Below are 15,738 nucleotides of genomic sequence, written 5' to 3'. Positions count from 1 at the left end.
GCTCAGCGCCCCTTCGGGTCCACCAGACCGGCGCGCCGCAGGGCGTCCGCCATCGCGCTGTTGGCCGGGGGCGGCGCCTGGCGCGAACCGCCTCCGCCGCCGCGGCCCTGCCGCTGCTGACCGCGCTGCTGCTGACCGCGCTGCTGCGGCGGGCGTCCGCCGCGCTGCCGGGCACCGCCGCCCTCCGGCGCCGCCTCGTCGTCCAGCCGCAGCGTCAGCGAGATCCGCTTGCGCGGGATGTCCACCTCGAGGACCTTCACCTTGACGATGTCACCGGGCTTCACCACGTCCCGCGGGTCCTTGACGAAGGTCTTCGACATCGCGGAGACGTGCACGAGACCGTCCTGGTGGACGCCCACGTCCACGAACGCGCCGAACGCCGCGACGTTCGTCACGACACCCTCCAGCACCATCCCGGGCGACAGGTCGGCGATCTTCTCGACGCCCTCCTTGAACGTGGCCGTCCTGAACGCCGGCCGCGGGTCGCGCCCCGGCTTCTCCAGCTCCTTGAGGATGTCGCTCACCGTGGGCAGACCGAACGTGTCGTCCACGAAGTCCTGCGGCCTGAGCGACCGCAGCACCGACGTGTTGCCGATGAGCGCGGCCACCTCCTGGCCCGACGTCTTCACCATGCGCCGCACCACCGGGTACGCCTCCGGGTGCACGCTGGAGGCGTCCAGCGGGTCGGAGCCGCCCCGGATGCGCAGGAAGCCCGCGCACTGCTCGTACGCCTTCGGGCCGAGCCGCGGCACCTTCTTCAGTTCCGTACGGGAGGTGAAGGGGCCGTTGGCGTCGCGGTGCGCCACGATGTTCTCCGCGAGCCCGGAGGTGATGCCGGAGACCCGGGCGAGCAGCGGGGCGGAGGCCGTGTTCACGTCCACGCCGACGCCGTTCACACAGTCCTCGACCACCGCGTCCAGGGAGCGCGACAGCTTCACCTCGGACAGGTCGTGCTGGTACTGGCCGACGCCGATCGACTTCGGATCGATCTTCACCAGCTCGGCCAGCGGGTCCTGCAACCGGCGCGCGATCGACACGGCGCCGCGCAGCGACACGTCCATGCCGGGCAGCTCCTGCGAGGCGAACGCGGAGGCCGAGTACACGGAGGCGCCCGCCTCGGACACCATCACCTTGGTGAGCTTCAGCTCCGGGTGCCTGGCGATCAGCTCACCGGCGAGCTTGTCGGTCTCGCGGGACGCCGTGCCGTTGCCGATCGCGACCAGCTCGACCGCGTGCTCCTTCGCCAGGCGCGCCAGCTTGGCGATGGCCTCGTCCCACCGGTTGGCCGGGACGTGCGGGTGGATGACGTCGGTGGCGACGACCTTGCCGGTCGCGTCGACCACGGCCACCTTCACGCCCGTACGGAAGCCCGGGTCGAGGCCGAGCGTCGCGCGGGTGCCCGCGGGGGCGGCGAGCAGCAGGTCGCGCAGGTTGGCCGCGAACACGCCCACGGCGTCGTCCTCGGCGGCCGTGCGCAGCCGCAGCCGCACGTCGATCCCCAGGTGCACGAGGATGCGGGTGCGCCAGGCCCAGCGGACGGTGTCCTTCAGCCACTTGTCGGCGGGGCGTCCCCGGTCGGCGATCCCGAAGCGCTGGGCGACGATCCCCTCGTACGACGACGGGCCGTCCGTGGGCTCCTCGGGCTCCAGGACGAGGTCGAGGACCCCCTCCTTCTCGCCGCGCAGCATGGCGAGGACCCGGTGCGAGGGCAGCTCGGTGAACGGCTCGGCGAAGTCGAAGTAGTCGGCGAACTTGGCGCCCGCCTCCTCCTTGCCCTCCCGCACCCTGGCGGCCAGCCGGCCGCGCGTCCACATGCGCTCCCGCAGCTCACCGATCAGGTCGGCGTCCTCGGAGAACCGCTCGGTGAGGATCGCCCGGGCGCCCTCCAGCGCGGCCTGCGGATCGGCGACGCCCTTGTCCGCGTCGACGAAGGCCGCGGCGGCGGCCAGCGGGTCGACCGACGGGTCGCCGAGCAGGCCCTCCGCGAGGGGCGCGAGGCCCGCCTCGCGCGCGATCTGCGCCTTGGTGCGCCGCTTCGGCTTGAACGGCAGGTAGATGTCCTCCAGGCGCGCCTTCGTCTCCGCGCCGCGGATCTGCGCCTCGACCTCGGGCGTCAGCTTGCCCTGCTCGCGCACCGAGTCGAGGATCGCCGTGCGGCGGTCCTCCAGCTCCCGCAGGTAGCGCAGCCGCTCCTCGATCGTGCGCAGCTGCGCGTCGTCGAGCATCTCGGTCGCTTCCTTGCGGTAGCGGGCGATGAAGGGCACCGTCGAACCGCCGTCGAGCAGCTCCACCGCGGCCTTCACCTGCCGCTCCCGTACGCCGAGCTCCTCGGCGATCCTGCCTTCGATGGATCCCACTGCGCTGGCCCCGCTGGACCCGGGTGTCGTCACGATCCCGTACCGCCTTCTCCGCTTCAGGTTGCGCGGCAATTGTGGCAGGTGGCACCGACACAGGGGGATCAGGGCAGCACGGCGGGGCGCGGCGAGCACGGATGCGGACGCGGACGTGCGAGGGGGCCGGACCCGATCCGGGTCCGGCCCCCTCGCACGTCCGGGATCAGGCCCGGCGGGTGGAACCGGAGGCGCCGCCGAACAGCCGGGCGAGAGCCCGGAAGGGCAGCGTCACGACGGTGGCGATGGCGGAGCCGATCTGCCGCAGTACGTCTGCGATCGCGCGGAACACGCTTCTCCCCTTTCGTCTCCCGGCCTCACGGCCAGGTGGGAACACGGGTACCGCCTGTGGCGCGTTCCATTCCTCCCGGCGTGCTCCCGGGAAACAGCCGCCTCCGTCGCCTCGCTTCTCGGCTCTCAGCTCCTGCCGAAGGTCCCGGCCGGGTACGCGCCCGCCGCGACCACGGCCGCCGCCAGCGTCCGGCCCAGTTCGGTGAGCCGTTCGACGCCCGCCGCGCCCAGGTGCTCGTAGGGCGCGCGGTCCAGCCGGTCGGTCTCGGCCTCGATGTCCGCGCGCAGGGCGGCGCCCGCGCTCGTCAACCCGCCCTCGCCGTCGAGCAGTCCGCGCTCCCTGAGCCGCGCGGCCGCCGCGTCCCAGTCGTCCCGCGTCCAGCCACGGGTGCCCAGCACCGCCTTCGGGGTCATGCCCTTGCCGGTCGCGGTGTGGCTCACCAGGGCCTCCACCGGGTCGAGTCCCGCGTCGAGCAGCACGGCCAGGTGCCCGTCGCCGCGGTGCTCGCGCAGCAGCGTGGCCGCGTGCCAGAGGGCCAGGTGCGGTGCCTCGGGCACGGGCAGTTCGGCGTGGGCGGCGTAGAGCGGGCGGGCGGTCCTGACGCACGCCTCGGCCGCGCGCAGGGCGAGCTCCGCCGCCTCGGCCACCTCGGGGGAGGCGACGGCCTCGTCGCCGAGCAGCCGTCGCAGCGTCGTGTCGACGACCCGCGCGCGTGCGGCGAGCACGACGGAGGGGGAGGCCTTCTCCCAGACGGCCGGGACGTGCCGCGCCACCAGTTCGTGCCGGAAGTTGGAGAACGTGGCCGTCACCACGCCCGCGCCCACCGGCCCCATGGCCGCGGACCGCACGGCGAAGTACGCCGCGGTGACGTCGTCGATCCCGACGGCGGCCAGCTCCCGTCCCAGGTCGGGCGAGAAGTAGTGCGTCGAGTGCAGCGTGTTGAGGGCCGCCTGGCAGTGTCGTCCGGCGCGCTCCGGCAGGGGTGTGCTCATTGCGGTCACATTACCGACTGGTAGGTACGCGGGGAAGGGGGTACCGGGCGGAACCCCGGGACGCGGCCACCCCGGGCTCCGCCCCTCCATGGCAGAAAAGGTGGGGAACTCGTCATTGTGGCCCTGCCGCCGCCCGCAGCACCATCGACGCATGCGAACCGTCCTGGTCGTCCTCTTCGACGACGTGCAGAGCCTCGACGTCACCGGCCCGGTGGAGGTCTTCCACGGCGCCGGGACCGCCCGTCCGGGGACGTACGACATCCGCACCGCCACCCTGCACGGCGCCCCCGTCCGCACCTCCAGCGGTCTCACCCTCGTCCCCGACCTCTCCTTGCGCGACCTCGCCGGCGCCCCCGCGCCGGACACCCTCCTCGTCCCGGGCGGCCAGGGCGCCCGCAGGCCCGATCCGGGGCTCGTCGACTGGCTGCGCGCGCACGGCCCACGCGCGCGGAGGCTCGTCTCGGTCTGCACGGGCGCGATCCTGCTCGCCGAGGCGGGCCTCCTGGACGGCCGCCGGGCGACCACCCACTGGGCCTACTGCGACACGCTGGCCCACGACCACCCGGACATCGAGGTCGACCCGGACCCCATCTACGTACGGGACGGACACGTCTCCACGTCGGCCGGCGTCACCGCCGGCATCGACCTCGCCCTCGCCCTGGTCGAGGAGGACCTCGGCCGCGACACCGCGCTCACCGTCGCCCGTCACCTGGTGGTCTTCCTGCGCCGCCCCGGCAACCAGGCCCAGTTCAGCGCCCAGCTCGCCGCGCAGACCGCCCGGCGGGAGCCGCTGCGCGAGGTGCAGCAGTACATCACCGAGCATCCCGGCGACGACCTGGGCGTCGAGTCGCTCGCCGCCCGCGCCGGCTTCTCGCCCCGCCACTTCGCCCGCGCCTTCCAGGCCGAGACCGGGACGACGCCCGGCCGGTACGTCGACCGGGTCCGTCTCGAACACGCCCGCCGCCTCCTGGAGGACACCGCCGACGGCGTCGAGGAGATCTCGCGCGCGTGCGGCTACGGCACCCCGGAGGCGATGCGCCGCGCCTTCGTGAAGGCCCTGGGCACGGCCCCGGCGGAGTACCGCCGCCGCTTCCGCCCCGCCCCCGCCGGCCTGGCCGGCTGAACCGGAGGAGAACGCATGTCCCCGCAGATCGCCATCGTCCTGTTCGACCGCTTCACCGCCCTGGACGCCGTCGGCCCGTACGAGACGCTCGGCCGCCTCCCGGGCGCGGAGACCGTCTTCGTCGCCGAACGGACCGGCCCGGTCCGCACCGACACCGGAAGTCTCGCGATCGTCGCCGACAGGACCCTGGCCGAGGTGCCGGACCCCGACATCGTCATCGTCCCGGGCGGCCCGGGGCAGACCCCGCAGATGGACAACGCGGCCCTGCTGGACTGGCTGCGTACCGCCGACGCCACCAGCACCTGGACGACCTCCGTGTGCACCGGCTCCCTGCTGCTCGCCGCCGCCGGACTCCTGAGGGGTCGCCGCGCCACCTCCCACTGGCTGGCCCTCGACACCCTCGGGCGCTACGGCGCCGAGGCGACGGGGGAGCGGGTGGTGTCCGACGGCAAGTACGTCACCGCCGCCGGCGTCTCCGCCGGCATCGACATGGGGCTCACCCTGCTCGGCCGGATCGCGGGCGACGAACACGCCCAGGCCGTGCAGCTGCTGACGGAGTACGACCCGCAGCCGCCCTACGACGCGGGCTCCCCCGAAAAGGCGCCCGCGCACCTCGTCGAGGAGTTCCGCGCGAAGAGCCGCTTCGTCCTCACGTGAGCCGGGTCCTCATCCCGACGTGGTCCAGGTGAAGCGCGGCTGTCTGCGCTCCAGGAACGCGGCGACGCCCTCCGCGGTGTCGCCGCTGCCGCGCACCTGCTCGGCCCAGTAGGCGTCCCGGTCCGTGTGCCCGTTCGCGAACTCCTTGGCCGCGGCCTGCGTCAGCTGCGAACGCGCCACCAGGATGCGGCAGAACTCCGCGACGCGCCCGCCGAGGCCGCCCTCCGGCAGCACCTCGTCGACCAGCCCTGTCCGCAGCGCCCGCTCCGCGCCGATCAGCTCGCCGGAGAACAGGAGGTACTTGGCGGTGGCCGGACCCACCAGCGCCACCAGGCGCCGGGTGGAGGACGCCGGGTACACGATGCCCAGCTTCGCCGGTGTCACCCCGAACAGCGCGCCCTCCTCCGCGAACCGCAGGTCGCAGGCCGCCGCGAGCTGCGACCCGCCGCCCACGCAGTGCCCCCGGACCGCGGCCAGCGTGGGCTTCGGGAACGCCGCGAGCGCCTCCTCGGCGAGCACGGCCAGCCCCTGTGCCTCCTCCGCACAGCCCTGTAGCGTCGAGATGTCGGCTCCCGCGCAGAACGTCGCGCCCTCGCCGGTGAGCACCAGCACCCGTACGGCGGGATCGGCCGCCAGGTCGTCGAGCAGCGGCGGCAGCGCCCGCCACATCCCGGCGGTCATGGCGTTGCGCTTGGCCGGATGGTGGACGACGACGGTGGCGACCCCGTCGGCGACGTCGTGCAGCAGCTGTGGCTCCATGCACGGGATGCTAGCCACCCGCCACCGCCATACGATCAAGAAGGGGCCCGGACCCGAGGAGGCTTCCGCATGGTGGGAACGAAGAGGGCGGGACGGAAGAGCGCGGCCCCGGGGAAGGGGCGGGGGAGCGGGAAGAGCGGGACCGCCGGACTCCGCCGTGGTTTCGGCTGGCTCGCGGCCCTCGGCGTCATCCTGGTGGTCACGGGTGTCGTCGGGCTCGTCTACACCGGTTTCGCCACGCTGACCTCGATGGTCCTGTTCGGATGGCTGCTGCTGGTCGGCGGCGTCGTCGGACTCCTGCACGCGGTCCAGGCGCGCGGCACCGGTTTCTTCTGGCTCGGGGCCGTGGTCGCCGCGCTGAACATCGCGGCCGGTGCGGTCGTCCTCAGGATGCCGACGGTCGCCGCCGAGGCCCTCACCATGTTCGCCGCGCTGCTGTTCCTCACCGGCGGGGTGTTCCGGCTGGCCGGCAGTCTGGTGGTGCGCGGCCCGCAGTTCGGCTGGACGCTCCTGCAGGGCGTCTTCGACCTGCTGCTCGGCATCCTGGTGCTGGCGTCCTGGCCGGGCAGCAGCCAGTACGTCATCGGCACGTTCTTCTCGCTCGCGCTGCTCTTCGACGGGCTCGGCCTGATCGCCACGGGGTACGGCGGCCGGCGCGTCGTCGGCATGGTCTCGGACCGGATGTCCGAGGACGGCGTTCGGGGAGGCGGGGGAGTCGGGGGAGTCGGGGGAACCGGCGGGAAGGGACCGGACGTACCGGGGGACAAACGCGTACAACCCGAATAGTTCGGAAGTCGGCGCGCCGTCGGCAGGGTCGGTCACTGGGCTGCCCGGGGTGGGCAGGCATGGTCGTAAGCCGTCGATACGCGCTGACTTGCGTTCAGTTCATGGGACGGCACGCGCGCCTTCTTAACACTCGACGTGTGGTGACAATCGAGCGCAAGGGTGGCGACCGGACGATGAAGAGCGAGGGGCGGGGGCCGGGCCCACGCCCTGACGGCGGAGACAAGCCGCCCCGCGGGGAGCGCAGAGCGACGGCACCGCTGCCGTACGAGGGGGTCTGGCGGTTCACCGCCCCGGCCGTCGACTCCTCCGTGCCACAGGCCCGGCACACCGTCCGCGACCTGCTCGCCCGGCAGGGCGTACCCATGACGGAGGACCTGACCCAGGGGCTGTTACTGATCGTCTCGGAGCTGGTGACCAACGCGGTCAAACACGCGGCGCTGATGTCGCCGACGCTCGCCGTGGAACTCGCCGTCGGCGCCGAATGGGTGCGGATCGCGGTGGAGGACGGACACCCCTACCGGCCGACCGCCCTGGAGACCGACCACGCGCGCACGGGCGGCCGGGGGCTGCTCCTGGTGCGGGAGGTCGCCAAGGAGGCGGGCGGGGTGTGCGACATGGAGCACACCCCGAGCGGCGGCAAGGTGGTATGGGCGGTCCTCCCGCTGCACCCCGCGCCCCTGCTCTAGACCGCCGGCCCGCCCCGGCTCACCAGCCGGCGGACGGACCCGTCAGCTCCCTGACCGCCGGCCGGGCCGCGTCCAGAACCGTCATGAACCAGGCGGAGAACGTGTCCCGCGCATGCCGTTCGGCCAGCTCGGCGGGTGTCACGAAGGCGGTCGCCCCGACCTCCTCGGTGTCCGGCCGCAGCGGGGACTGCACCAGCCCGACGAAGAGATGGTTGAACTCCTGCTCCACCAGACCCGAGTCCGGGTCCGGGTGGTTGTAACGGACCGTGCCCGCCTCGGCCAGCAGCGACGGGGAGACACCGAGCTCCTCGTAGGTCCGCCGGGCCGCCGCCGCGAAGGGCGCCTCGCCCGGGTAGGGGTGACCGCAGCAGGTGTTCGACCAGACGCCGGGGGAGTGGTACTTGCCCAGGGCGCGCTGCTGGAGCAGCAGCCGTCCGCGTTCGTCGAACAGGAACACGGAGAACGCCCGGTGCAGCTGCCCGGGCGCCTGATGGGCGGTGAGCTTCTCCGCAGTGCCGATCGTGGTGCCGTCCTCGTCGACCAGTTCCAGCAGGATCGGTTCCGTGGTGCCTCGCGGTGCGCTCTGCATCGCGGTGGCGGGTGTGATCGGCATAATCGTCCTTCGCCTCGTTCGTCGAGCCTCAAGTCTGCCGTACTGAACCGGCACACCCGGCACGTCACGGCGCGCCGCCGCCCCGGCCCCGGCACCTTCGGCGGGGGCCGGGACCGGCACGGATCACACGCCGAAAGCGGCCGGATACTTGATCATGCCCGGTGTCACGGACGGAGAACCGTCCAGCACGAGCGCCATCATCGCCTCGTCCGGCACGTCGAAGCCGGCCCGTATCCCGTACGCCGAGGCGGGCGTGAAGCCGAAGCGCGGGTAGTAGCCGGGGTGTCCGAGCACCAGCACGAGCCGCTCCCCGCGCGCGCGTGCCTCCGCGAGCACCGCCCGTACGACGGCGCCTCCGGCGCCCTCGCGCTGCCGGTCGGGCCGTACCGCGACGGGGGCGAGCGCCAGCGCGGGCGCCCCGCCGACATGGCACCGGGTGAGCAGCGCGTAAGCCACGACGGATCCGTCCGGCGCCTCGGCCACGCACGCCAGGTCCAGCCAGGCCCCGGCGTCCGCGCGCAGCGCGTCCACCAGATCGGCCTCCTCGGGGCGCCCGAAGGCGGCGGCGGTCAGCGCGTGCACCTCGGCACGGTCGGCGGCGGTCTCCGGGCGTGTGCGCCAGGGCGGGAACGGCGCGGACACGGTGTCGGTCAAGGCGAGTGCCTCCTGATGCTCGTGGCCGCCGGCGCGGCCGGGCTCAGTGGCACAGTTTCGCCTCGTGCTCCGCGTGACCGCTCGGTTCCAGCTGGAACGTGCAGTGCTCGACGTCGAAGTGGTCGCCGAGGCAGCCCTGGAGTTCGTGCAGCATCTTCTCGTGGCCGAGGGCGTTCAGGGTGCCGGATCCGACGACCACGTGCGCGGAGAGCACCGGCATCCCGGACGTGATGGTCCAGGCGTGCAGGTCGTGCACGTCCTCCACGCCGGGCAGCGCGAGGATGTGCGCGCGCACCTCCGCCATGTCGACGTCCCTCGGGGCCGACTCCAGCAGGACGTCGAGGGTCTCGCGCAGCAGCCGCACCGTGCGCGGGACGATCATCAGGCCGATGAGCAGCGAGGCGATCGGGTCGGCGGCGTGCCAGCCCGTCGTCAGCACGATCACCGCGGAGACCAGCACCGCCACGGAGCCCAGCGCGTCCGCCACCACCTCGAGGAACGCGCCGCGCACGTTCAGGCTCTCCCGCTGGCCCCGCACCAGCAGCGTCAGCGAGACCATGTTCGCCGCCAGACCGATCAGCGCGAACACGATCGTGACGCCGCCCTGCGTCTGCGCGGGGACGAGGAAGCGCTGGACCGCCTCGTACAGCACGTAACCGCCCGCGCCGAGCAGCAGCAGACAGTTGGCCAGTGCGGCGAGGATCTCGGCGCGCGCGTACCCGAAGGTGCGCCGTCCGCTCGCCGGGCGGCCCGCGAAGTGGATCGCGAGCAGCGCCATCCCGAGACCCAGGGCGTCCGTCGCCATGTGCGCCGCGTCCGCGACCAGCGCGAGCGAGTCCGCGACGACGCCACCGACGATCTCGACCACCATGACGGCGAGCGTGATCGACAGCGCCACCCGCAGTCTGCCGCGGTACGCGGCCGTCGCCGTCCCCCCGGACGGCATGCCGTGCGCGTGCCCGTGATCGTGACCGGCCCCCATGGATTCCGCCCTTCTCCGTCCGCTTCGGGATCACCAGTGAACTACGGGTGGGGGGTATCCGGCAACGCGGCACTGAACACCGTTGTCATCTGCTCTGACCTGCGGAAATGACGGAGAGTCGAACCGCAGGTCACAGGGCTCGCGGGAGGCGGACCGGCGAGGCGGGCGCGCCCTCCCCCGCGGGTGTGCGGGGCGGCGACGGCGTGCTCGGCGAGACGGGTGGCGCTCCGCCGGGTGCCGTATGTGCCGCCGTATATGGGCCGATATACGACCGCGGTTTGTGGCGCGGGACCAGAATCACCGATGATGATCGCGGCCGAGGCGGAGCAGAGCCGGTCGAGCGTTCCGTTAACAGGCGGTGAACGCCCGCTTCTCATCATCCGATACCCTCTGCCGACACGCCGCCCGGCCCCCAGTGAGGACCAGGGGCGCCCCACCCACGCACAGGCCGGCGCGCCGCGCCGGCACCCAGGGAGTGAGTTCGTCTGTCGACCGCCATCCTCACCGGTCAGCCGGTCCCCGGATCGTCCCTGGAGGGCGAGCTGCGGGAGCTGGGCTTCGACGTGCGGGTCGCCTCCGACGCCGGTCACGCCGAGACACTGCTCGCCCAGGTGCCCGGCGACCAGCGCGTCGCACTCGTGGACGCCCGCTTCGTGGGCCACCTCCACGCGCTGCGCCTCGGCCTCACGGACCCGCGCTTCCCCGCCGCCGCGCTGCCCGGCGCCGTGACCGTCCGGCCCGCCGCCCGCCAGGCCCTGACCCGTGCCGTCGCCCGTGAGCGCTCCGCCGTGCCCGGTCACGCGACGCCCGCCGGAGCAGACAGCATCGCCGACCGCGTCGCCGCGGCCCTCGAGGCGGACGGCACGGCCGTGCACCGCCCCGAGCTCGGCGCCCTCGTCGCCACGGTCCCCGCCGACCCGCAGGCCCGCAACGAGGCCCGTCAGGCCGTGGCCGCCGTCGACGACGAGGCCGTACGGCTGCGTACGGCGGTGAAGTCCCGCGACGGCTTCTTCACCACGCACTTCGTCAGCCCGTACTCCCGCTACCTCGCCCGCTGGTGCGCGCGCCGGGGCCTGACCCCGAACCAGGTCACCACCGCGTCCCTGCTCACCGCCCTGATCGCGGCGGGCTGCGCGGCCACCGGCACCCGCGGCGGCTACGTCGCCGCCGGACTGCTGCTCCTCCTCTCCTTCGTGCTGGACTGCACCGACGGCCAGCTCGCCCGTTACTCGCTGCAGTACTCGACGCTCGGCGCCTGGCTCGACGCGACCTTCGACCGGGCCAAGGAGTACGCCTACTACGCGGGACTCGCGCTCGGCGCGGCCCGCGGCGGCGACGACGTGTGGGCGCTCGCCCTCGGCGCGATGGTCCTGCAGACCGCCCGGCACGTGGTCGATTTCTCCTTCAACGAGGCGAACGCCGGGGATTCTGCCGCCACCGCCGGCCCCAGCCCCACCGCCGCCCTGTCCGACCGGCTCGACAGCGTCGGCTGGACGGTCTGGGCGCGCCGCATGATCGTGCTGCCGATCGGCGAGCGCTGGGCGCTGATCGCGGTCCTCACGGCGCTCACCACGCCACGTGTCACCTTCGTCGTGCTGCTGGTGGGCTGCGCCTTCGCCGCCTGCTACACGACCGCCGGACGGGTCCTGAGGTCGCTGACCCGCAAGGCGGCGCGCGGTGCGCAGGCGGCACGGGCCCTCGCCCAACTGGCCGACACCGGCTGGCTGGCCGAGGACACGGTCCGCAAGCGGCGCGGCGGCGGCTACGGGGCACCCGTGCTCGTGGTCCTCGGCGCCGCTCTGCTCGTGATCGACGCCGCGGTCTCCGGCTACGGGGACTGGAGCGTCTTCAGCACCGCCTTCGTCTACGCCATCCTGTCCGGCATCGCCGTCTCCGCACCGCTCACCGGCCCCCTGGACTGGCTGGTTCCGCCGGTCCTCCGGGCCGCCGAGTACGGCACGATCCTGCTGCTCGCGGCCCGGGCGGACGTGAACGGAGCGTTGCCCGCGGCTTTCGGGCTGGTGGCGGCCGTCGCCTACCATCACTACGACACGGTGTACCGCATCCGCGGTGGCAGCGGAGCGCCCCCGCGCTGGCTGGTACGGGCGATCGGCGGGCACGAGGGCAGGACGCTGGTGGTCACGGCGCTGGCCGCTTGGCTCACCGCAACGGACTTCACGCTCGCGCTCACGGCCTGCGCCGTGTTCGTGGCACTCGTGGTGCTCACCGAGAGCATCCGCTTCTGGGTCACCGCCCACAGACGCGGCGCACCCGCCGTACACGATGAAGGAGAACCCGCATGATCGGCCTCGTCCTGGCCGCCGGCGCCGGCCGGCGTCTTCGCCCCTACACCGAGACGCTGCCCAAGGCGCTGGTGCCCGTGGTGGGCGAGGGAACCGAGAACGAGCTCTCCGTCCTCGACCTCACCCTGAAGAACTTCGCCGAGATCGGCCTGACCGAGGTCGCGATCATCGTCGGCTACCGCAAGGAAGCCGTGTACGAGCGCCGCGAGGCCCTGGAAGCGAAGTACGGCGTCAAGATCACCCTGATCGACAACGACAAGGCCGAGGAGTGGAACAACGCCTACTCCCTGTGGTGCGGACGTGACGCGATCAAACACTCGGTGATCCTCGCCAACGGCGACACAGTGCACCCGGTCTCCGTCGAGAAGACCCTGCTGGCCGCCCGCGGCGACGGCAAGAAGATCATCCTCGCCCTCGACACGGTGAAGTCCCTCGCCGAGGAGGAGATGAAGGTCGTCGTCGGCCCCGAGGGCGGCATGACGAAGATCACGAAGCTGATGGACCCGGCCGAGGCCACCGGCGAGTACATCGGCGTCACCCTCATCGAGGGCGAGGCCGCCGACGAGCTGGCCGACGCCCTGAAGACCGTCTTCGAGACCGACCCCCAGCAGTTCTACGAGCACGGCTACCAGGAGCTCGTGAACCGCGGCTTCCGCATCGACGTCGCGCCCATCGGCGACGTCAGCTGGGTCGAGATCGACAACCACGACGACCTCGCCAAGGGCCGGGAGATCGCGTGCCAGTACTGACGAGGCTCATCCCCTCGCCGATCGTCGTGGACATCCGCCCGGGTGCCCTCGACGATCTGGCGACGGTCCTCGCGGACCAGCGGATCTCGTCGTCCGGCAGGCTGGCCGTCGCGATCAGCGGCGGCTCCGGGGCCAAACTCCGGGAGCGGATCTGCCCGGCGCTCCCCGTCGCCGACTGGTTCGAGGTCGGCGGTGGCACCCTGGACGACGCGATCAAGTTGGCCGACGCGATGAAGGGCGGGCGTTACGACGCGGTCGTGGGCCTGGGCGGCGGCAAGATCATCGACTGTGCGAAGTTCGCCGCCGCGCGCGTCGGGCTGCCCCTGGTCGCGGTCGCCACCAATCTCTCGCACGACGGGCTGTGCTCGCCGGTCGCCACCCTCGACAACGACGCGGGCCGCGGCTCGTACGGCGTGCCCAACCCGATAGCGGTCGTCATCGACCTCGACATCATCCGCGAGGCCCCGGTCCGCTTCGTGCGTTCCGGCATCGGCGACGCCCTGTCCAACATCTCCGCGGTCGCGGACTGGGAGCTCGCCGCCCGCGAGAAGGGCGAGGCCATCGACGGCCTCGCGGCCGCCATGGCCCGGCAGGCCGGCGAGGCCGTGCTGCGCCACCCCGGCGGCGTCGGCGACGACGGCTTCCTCCAGGTGCTCGCCGAGGGCCTGGTCCTCACCGGTATCTCGATGTCGGTCGCGGGCGACTCCCGCCCCGCCTCCGGCGCCTGCCACGAGATCAACCACGCCTTCGACCTGCTCTTCCCCCGGCGCGCCGCGAGCCACGGCGAGCAGTGCGGCCTGGGCGCGGCCTTCGCGATGCACCTGCGCGGCGCCCACGAGGAGTCGGCCTACATGGCCGAGGTGCTGCACCGGCACGGACTGCCCGTGCTGCCGGAGGAGATCGGCTTCACGGCGGACGAGTTCGTCCGGGTCGTGGAGTTCGCCCCGCAGACCCGGCCCGGCCGCTTCACCATCCTCGAACATCTCGACCTCTCCACCGAACAGATCAAGGACGCCTACGCCGACTATGCACAAGCCATCGGTAGCTGAGCTCCGTCCGGTCGTCCACCCCGCGGGGGTGAAGGACCGGCGCAGCGGCGAGCACTGGGCCGGTCGGCTGTACATGCGCGAGATCTCGCTGCGCATCGACCGCCACCTGGTGAACACCCGGGTCACGCCCAACCAGCTGACCTATCTGATGACCCTGTTCGGCGTCCTCGCCGCCCCGGCCCTGCTGGTGCCCGGCATCTGGGGCGCCGTGCTCGGCGTGGTGGCGGTGCAGCTGTACCTGCTCCTCGACTGTGTCGACGGCGAGATCGCCCGCTGGAAGAAGCAGTACTCGCTCTCCGGCGTGTACCTGGACCGGGTCGGCGCCTACCTGTGCGACGCCGCGGTACTGGTGGGCTTCGGGCTGCGCGCCGCCGACCTGTGGGGCTCCGGACGGATCGACTGGCTGTGGGCCTTCCTCGGTACCCTCGCCGCCCTCGGCGCCGTACTGATCAAGGCCGAGACCGACCTGGTCGGTGTCGCCCGGCACCAGGCCGGAATGGCACCGGTGCAGGAGGCGGCGTCCGCGCCGCGCTCGTCCGGTCTGGCACTGGCGCGCAGGGCGGCATCCGCGCTGAAATTCCATCGACTGGTTCTCGGCATCGAGGCGTCCCTGCTGATCCTGGTCCTCGCGGTCGTGGACACCGTCCGGGGAGACCTGTTCTTCTCGCGGCTCGGGGTGGCCGTGCTGGCAGGCATCGCGCTGCTCCAGACCCTGCTGCACCTCGTGTCCGTCCTGGCATCGAGCAGGCTGAAGTAAGTGAGTAACGGTATGAAGGTCGGCGCGGTCATCATCACCATGGGCAACCGCCCCGACGAGCTGCGCGCCCTCCTGGACTCGGTCGCCAAGCAGGACGGCGACCCGGTCCGGGTGGTCGTCGTCGGCAACGGCTCCCCGGTGCCGGAGGTCCCCGACGGGGTCCGCACCGTGGAACTGCCCGAGAACCTGGGCATCCCCGGCGGCCGCAACGTCGGTATCGAGGCGTTCGGCCCCGGCGGCCGCGACGTCGACATCCTGCTCTTCCTCGACGACGACGGCCTGCTCGCCCACCACGACACCGTCCAGCTCTGCCGGGAGGCGTTCGCCGCCGACCCCGAGCTCGGCATCATCAGCTTCCGCATCGCCGATCCGGACACCGGTGTCACCCAGCGCCGCCACGTGCCCCGGCTGCGCGCCGCCGACCCGATGCGCTCGTCACGGGTGACCACCTTCCTCGGCGGCGCCAACGCGGTCCGTACGAGAGTCTTCGCGGAAGTCGGCGGACTTCCGGACGAATTCTTCTACGCCCACGAGGAAACCGATCTGGCATGGCGGGCCCTCGACGCGGGCTGGATGATCGACTACCGGTCCGACATGGTGCTGCACCACCCGACGACCGCGCCCTCGCGGCACGCGGTCTACCACCGCATGGTCGCCCGGAACCGCGTCTGGCTCGCGCGCCGCAACCTCCCCGCCCCCCTGGTCCCCCTCTACCTGGGCGCCTGGCTGCTCCTGACCCTGCTCCGCAAGCCGTCCGGGCCCGCCCTGAAGGCATGGTTCGGCGGTTTCCGGGAGGGCTGGACCAGCCCGTGCGGCCCCCGCAGGCCCATGCGGTGGCGTACGGTGTGGCGTCTGACACGTCTGGGCCGACCTCCGGTCATCTGACAAGCTCGGCATCTGAGAGCATTCGGCCGTACCCGGTTCCAGGCTGCCGCCTGGGCCCGAC

Annotated in this window: 16 protein-coding genes; 9 read left to right on the top strand and 7 right to left on the bottom strand. The window is 72.7% G+C overall.

Annotation, left to right across the window (positions count from 1 at the left end):
- Positions 1-2: 2 nt before the first annotated feature.
- The 3 genes from IEZ04_RS31990 to IEZ04_RS31985 form a co-directional block, all read right to left on the bottom strand.
- Complete coding sequence (locus IEZ04_RS31990; RefSeq protein ID WP_189220486.1) at positions 3-2,390, bottom strand: Tex family protein; 2,388 nt, start codon at positions 2,388-2,390, stop codon at positions 3-5.
- Positions 2,391-2,556: 166 nt separating this feature from the next.
- Complete coding sequence (locus IEZ04_RS35715) at positions 2,557-2,682, bottom strand: LPFR motif small protein (protein ID WP_268245711.1); 126 nt, start codon at positions 2,680-2,682, stop codon at positions 2,557-2,559.
- 125 nt (positions 2,683-2,807) lie between these two features.
- The gene (locus tag IEZ04_RS31985; protein ID WP_189220485.1) at positions 2,808-3,674 is read right to left on the bottom strand and encodes an SCO6745 family protein; all 867 of its coding nucleotides are present in this window, start codon (positions 3,672-3,674) and stop codon (positions 2,808-2,810) included.
- Positions 3,675-3,825: 151 nt separating this feature from the next.
- On the opposite strand from IEZ04_RS31985, the gene IEZ04_RS31980 reads away from it, so the two are divergent.
- Together IEZ04_RS31980 and IEZ04_RS31975 are read left to right on the top strand one after the other, a co-directional pair.
- On the top strand, positions 3,826-4,797 hold the full coding sequence (locus IEZ04_RS31980; protein ID WP_189220484.1) for a GlxA family transcriptional regulator: 972 nt from the start codon (positions 3,826-3,828) through the stop codon (positions 4,795-4,797).
- Between the two features lie 15 nt (positions 4,798-4,812).
- Positions 4,813-5,454 carry a DJ-1/PfpI family protein gene (locus IEZ04_RS31975; RefSeq protein ID WP_189220483.1) on the top strand — a complete coding sequence of 214 codons (642 nt, stop codon included), beginning with the start codon at positions 4,813-4,815 and terminating at the stop codon, positions 5,452-5,454.
- A gap of 9 nt (positions 5,455-5,463) precedes the next feature.
- On the opposite strand, the gene IEZ04_RS31970 is transcribed toward IEZ04_RS31975, so the two are convergent.
- On the bottom strand, positions 5,464-6,213 hold the full coding sequence (locus IEZ04_RS31970) for an enoyl-CoA hydratase/isomerase family protein (protein WP_189220482.1): 750 nt from the start codon (positions 6,211-6,213) through the stop codon (positions 5,464-5,466).
- Positions 6,214-6,282: 69 nt separating this feature from the next.
- Between IEZ04_RS31970 and IEZ04_RS31965 the strand changes: the two genes are divergently transcribed.
- Entirely contained in the window at positions 6,283-6,999 is a 717-nt protein-coding gene (locus tag IEZ04_RS31965; protein ID WP_189220481.1) for an HdeD family acid-resistance protein, read from the top strand.
- Between the two features lie 173 nt (positions 7,000-7,172).
- Positions 7,173-7,685 carry an ATP-binding protein gene (locus tag IEZ04_RS31960; RefSeq protein WP_189220534.1) on the top strand — a complete coding sequence of 171 codons (513 nt, stop codon included), beginning with the start codon at positions 7,173-7,175 and terminating at the stop codon, positions 7,683-7,685.
- 19 nt (positions 7,686-7,704) lie between these two features.
- Here the strand turns inward: IEZ04_RS31960 and idi are convergent, their stop codons facing one another.
- The 3 genes from idi to IEZ04_RS31945 all read right to left on the bottom strand — a co-directional run bounded on the left by idi (position 7,705) and on the right by IEZ04_RS31945 (position 9,934).
- Positions 7,705-8,298: an isopentenyl-diphosphate Delta-isomerase gene (gene idi, locus IEZ04_RS31955; RefSeq protein WP_189220480.1), complete on the bottom strand. Its 594-nt coding sequence runs from the start codon at positions 8,296-8,298 to the stop codon at positions 7,705-7,707.
- Positions 8,299-8,421: 123 nt separating this feature from the next.
- The gene (locus tag IEZ04_RS31950) at positions 8,422-8,952 is read right to left on the bottom strand and encodes a GNAT family N-acetyltransferase (RefSeq protein ID WP_189220479.1); all 531 of its coding nucleotides are present in this window, start codon (positions 8,950-8,952) and stop codon (positions 8,422-8,424) included.
- Positions 8,953-8,995: 43 nt separating this feature from the next.
- On the bottom strand, positions 8,996-9,934 hold the full coding sequence (locus tag IEZ04_RS31945) for a cation diffusion facilitator family transporter (RefSeq protein WP_189220478.1): 939 nt from the start codon (positions 9,932-9,934) through the stop codon (positions 8,996-8,998).
- Between the two features lie 485 nt (positions 9,935-10,419).
- On the opposite strand from IEZ04_RS31945, the gene IEZ04_RS31940 reads away from it, so the two are divergent.
- From IEZ04_RS31940 to IEZ04_RS31920, 5 genes are read left to right on the top strand one after another with little or no spacing between them, the layout of a single operon-like run.
- Positions 10,420-12,237 carry a DUF5941 domain-containing protein gene (locus IEZ04_RS31940; protein WP_189220533.1) on the top strand — a complete coding sequence of 606 codons (1,818 nt, stop codon included), beginning with the start codon at positions 10,420-10,422 and terminating at the stop codon, positions 12,235-12,237.
- Entirely contained in the window at positions 12,234-12,986 is a 753-nt protein-coding gene (locus IEZ04_RS31935; protein ID WP_189220477.1) for a phosphocholine cytidylyltransferase family protein, read from the top strand. The genes IEZ04_RS31940 and IEZ04_RS31935 overlap by 4 nt, the downstream gene beginning before the upstream one ends.
- Entirely contained in the window at positions 12,974-14,035 is a 1,062-nt protein-coding gene (locus IEZ04_RS31930; protein ID WP_189220476.1) for an iron-containing alcohol dehydrogenase family protein, read from the top strand. Before IEZ04_RS31935 ends, IEZ04_RS31930 begins: the two co-directional genes overlap by 13 nt.
- The gene (locus IEZ04_RS31925; protein ID WP_189220475.1) at positions 14,013-14,792 is read left to right on the top strand and encodes a CDP-alcohol phosphatidyltransferase family protein; all 780 of its coding nucleotides are present in this window, start codon (positions 14,013-14,015) and stop codon (positions 14,790-14,792) included. Before IEZ04_RS31930 ends, IEZ04_RS31925 begins: the two co-directional genes overlap by 23 nt.
- A complete protein-coding gene (locus IEZ04_RS31920; RefSeq protein WP_189220474.1) occupies positions 14,793-15,677 on the top strand; it encodes a glycosyltransferase family 2 protein in 885 nt (294 codons plus the stop codon).
- Positions 15,678-15,738: the final 61 nt, after the last annotated feature.

This window comes from Streptomyces ruber (assembly GCF_014648075.1).
Classification (GTDB): Bacteria; Actinomycetota; Actinomycetes; order Streptomycetales; family Streptomycetaceae; genus Streptomyces; species Streptomyces ruber.
Note: the sequence above shows the minus strand (reverse complement) of the source record. Positions and strands in the feature narration are given on the sequence as shown.

What these genes read in the sequence shown, in the direction of transcription:
- IEZ04_RS31965 (WP_189220481.1), top strand. Translation starts at nt 6,283, where the DNA reads ATGGTGGGAACGAAGAGGGCGGGACGGAAGAGCGCGGCCCCGGGGAAG.
- IEZ04_RS31975 (WP_189220483.1), top strand. Translation starts at nt 4,813, where the DNA reads ATGTCCCCGCAGATCGCCATCGTCCTGTTCGACCGCTTCACCGCCCTG.
- IEZ04_RS31985 (WP_189220485.1), bottom strand. Translation starts at nt 3,674, where the DNA reads ATGAGCACACCCCTGCCGGAGCGCGCCGGACGACACTGCCAGGCGGCC.
- idi (WP_189220480.1), bottom strand. Translation starts at nt 8,298, where the DNA reads ATGCCGATCACACCCGCCACCGCGATGCAGAGCGCACCGCGAGGCACC.
- IEZ04_RS31935 (WP_189220477.1), top strand. Translation starts at nt 12,234, where the DNA reads ATGATCGGCCTCGTCCTGGCCGCCGGCGCCGGCCGGCGTCTTCGCCCC.
- IEZ04_RS31925 (WP_189220475.1), top strand. Translation starts at nt 14,013, where the DNA reads ATGCACAAGCCATCGGTAGCTGAGCTCCGTCCGGTCGTCCACCCCGCG.
- IEZ04_RS31960 (WP_189220534.1), top strand. Translation starts at nt 7,173, where the DNA reads ATGAAGAGCGAGGGGCGGGGGCCGGGCCCACGCCCTGACGGCGGAGAC.
- IEZ04_RS31980 (WP_189220484.1), top strand. Translation starts at nt 3,826, where the DNA reads ATGCGAACCGTCCTGGTCGTCCTCTTCGACGACGTGCAGAGCCTCGAC.
- IEZ04_RS31970 (WP_189220482.1), bottom strand. Translation starts at nt 6,213, where the DNA reads ATGGAGCCACAGCTGCTGCACGACGTCGCCGACGGGGTCGCCACCGTC.
- IEZ04_RS31945 (WP_189220478.1), bottom strand. Translation starts at nt 9,934, where the DNA reads ATGGGGGCCGGTCACGATCACGGGCACGCGCACGGCATGCCGTCCGGG.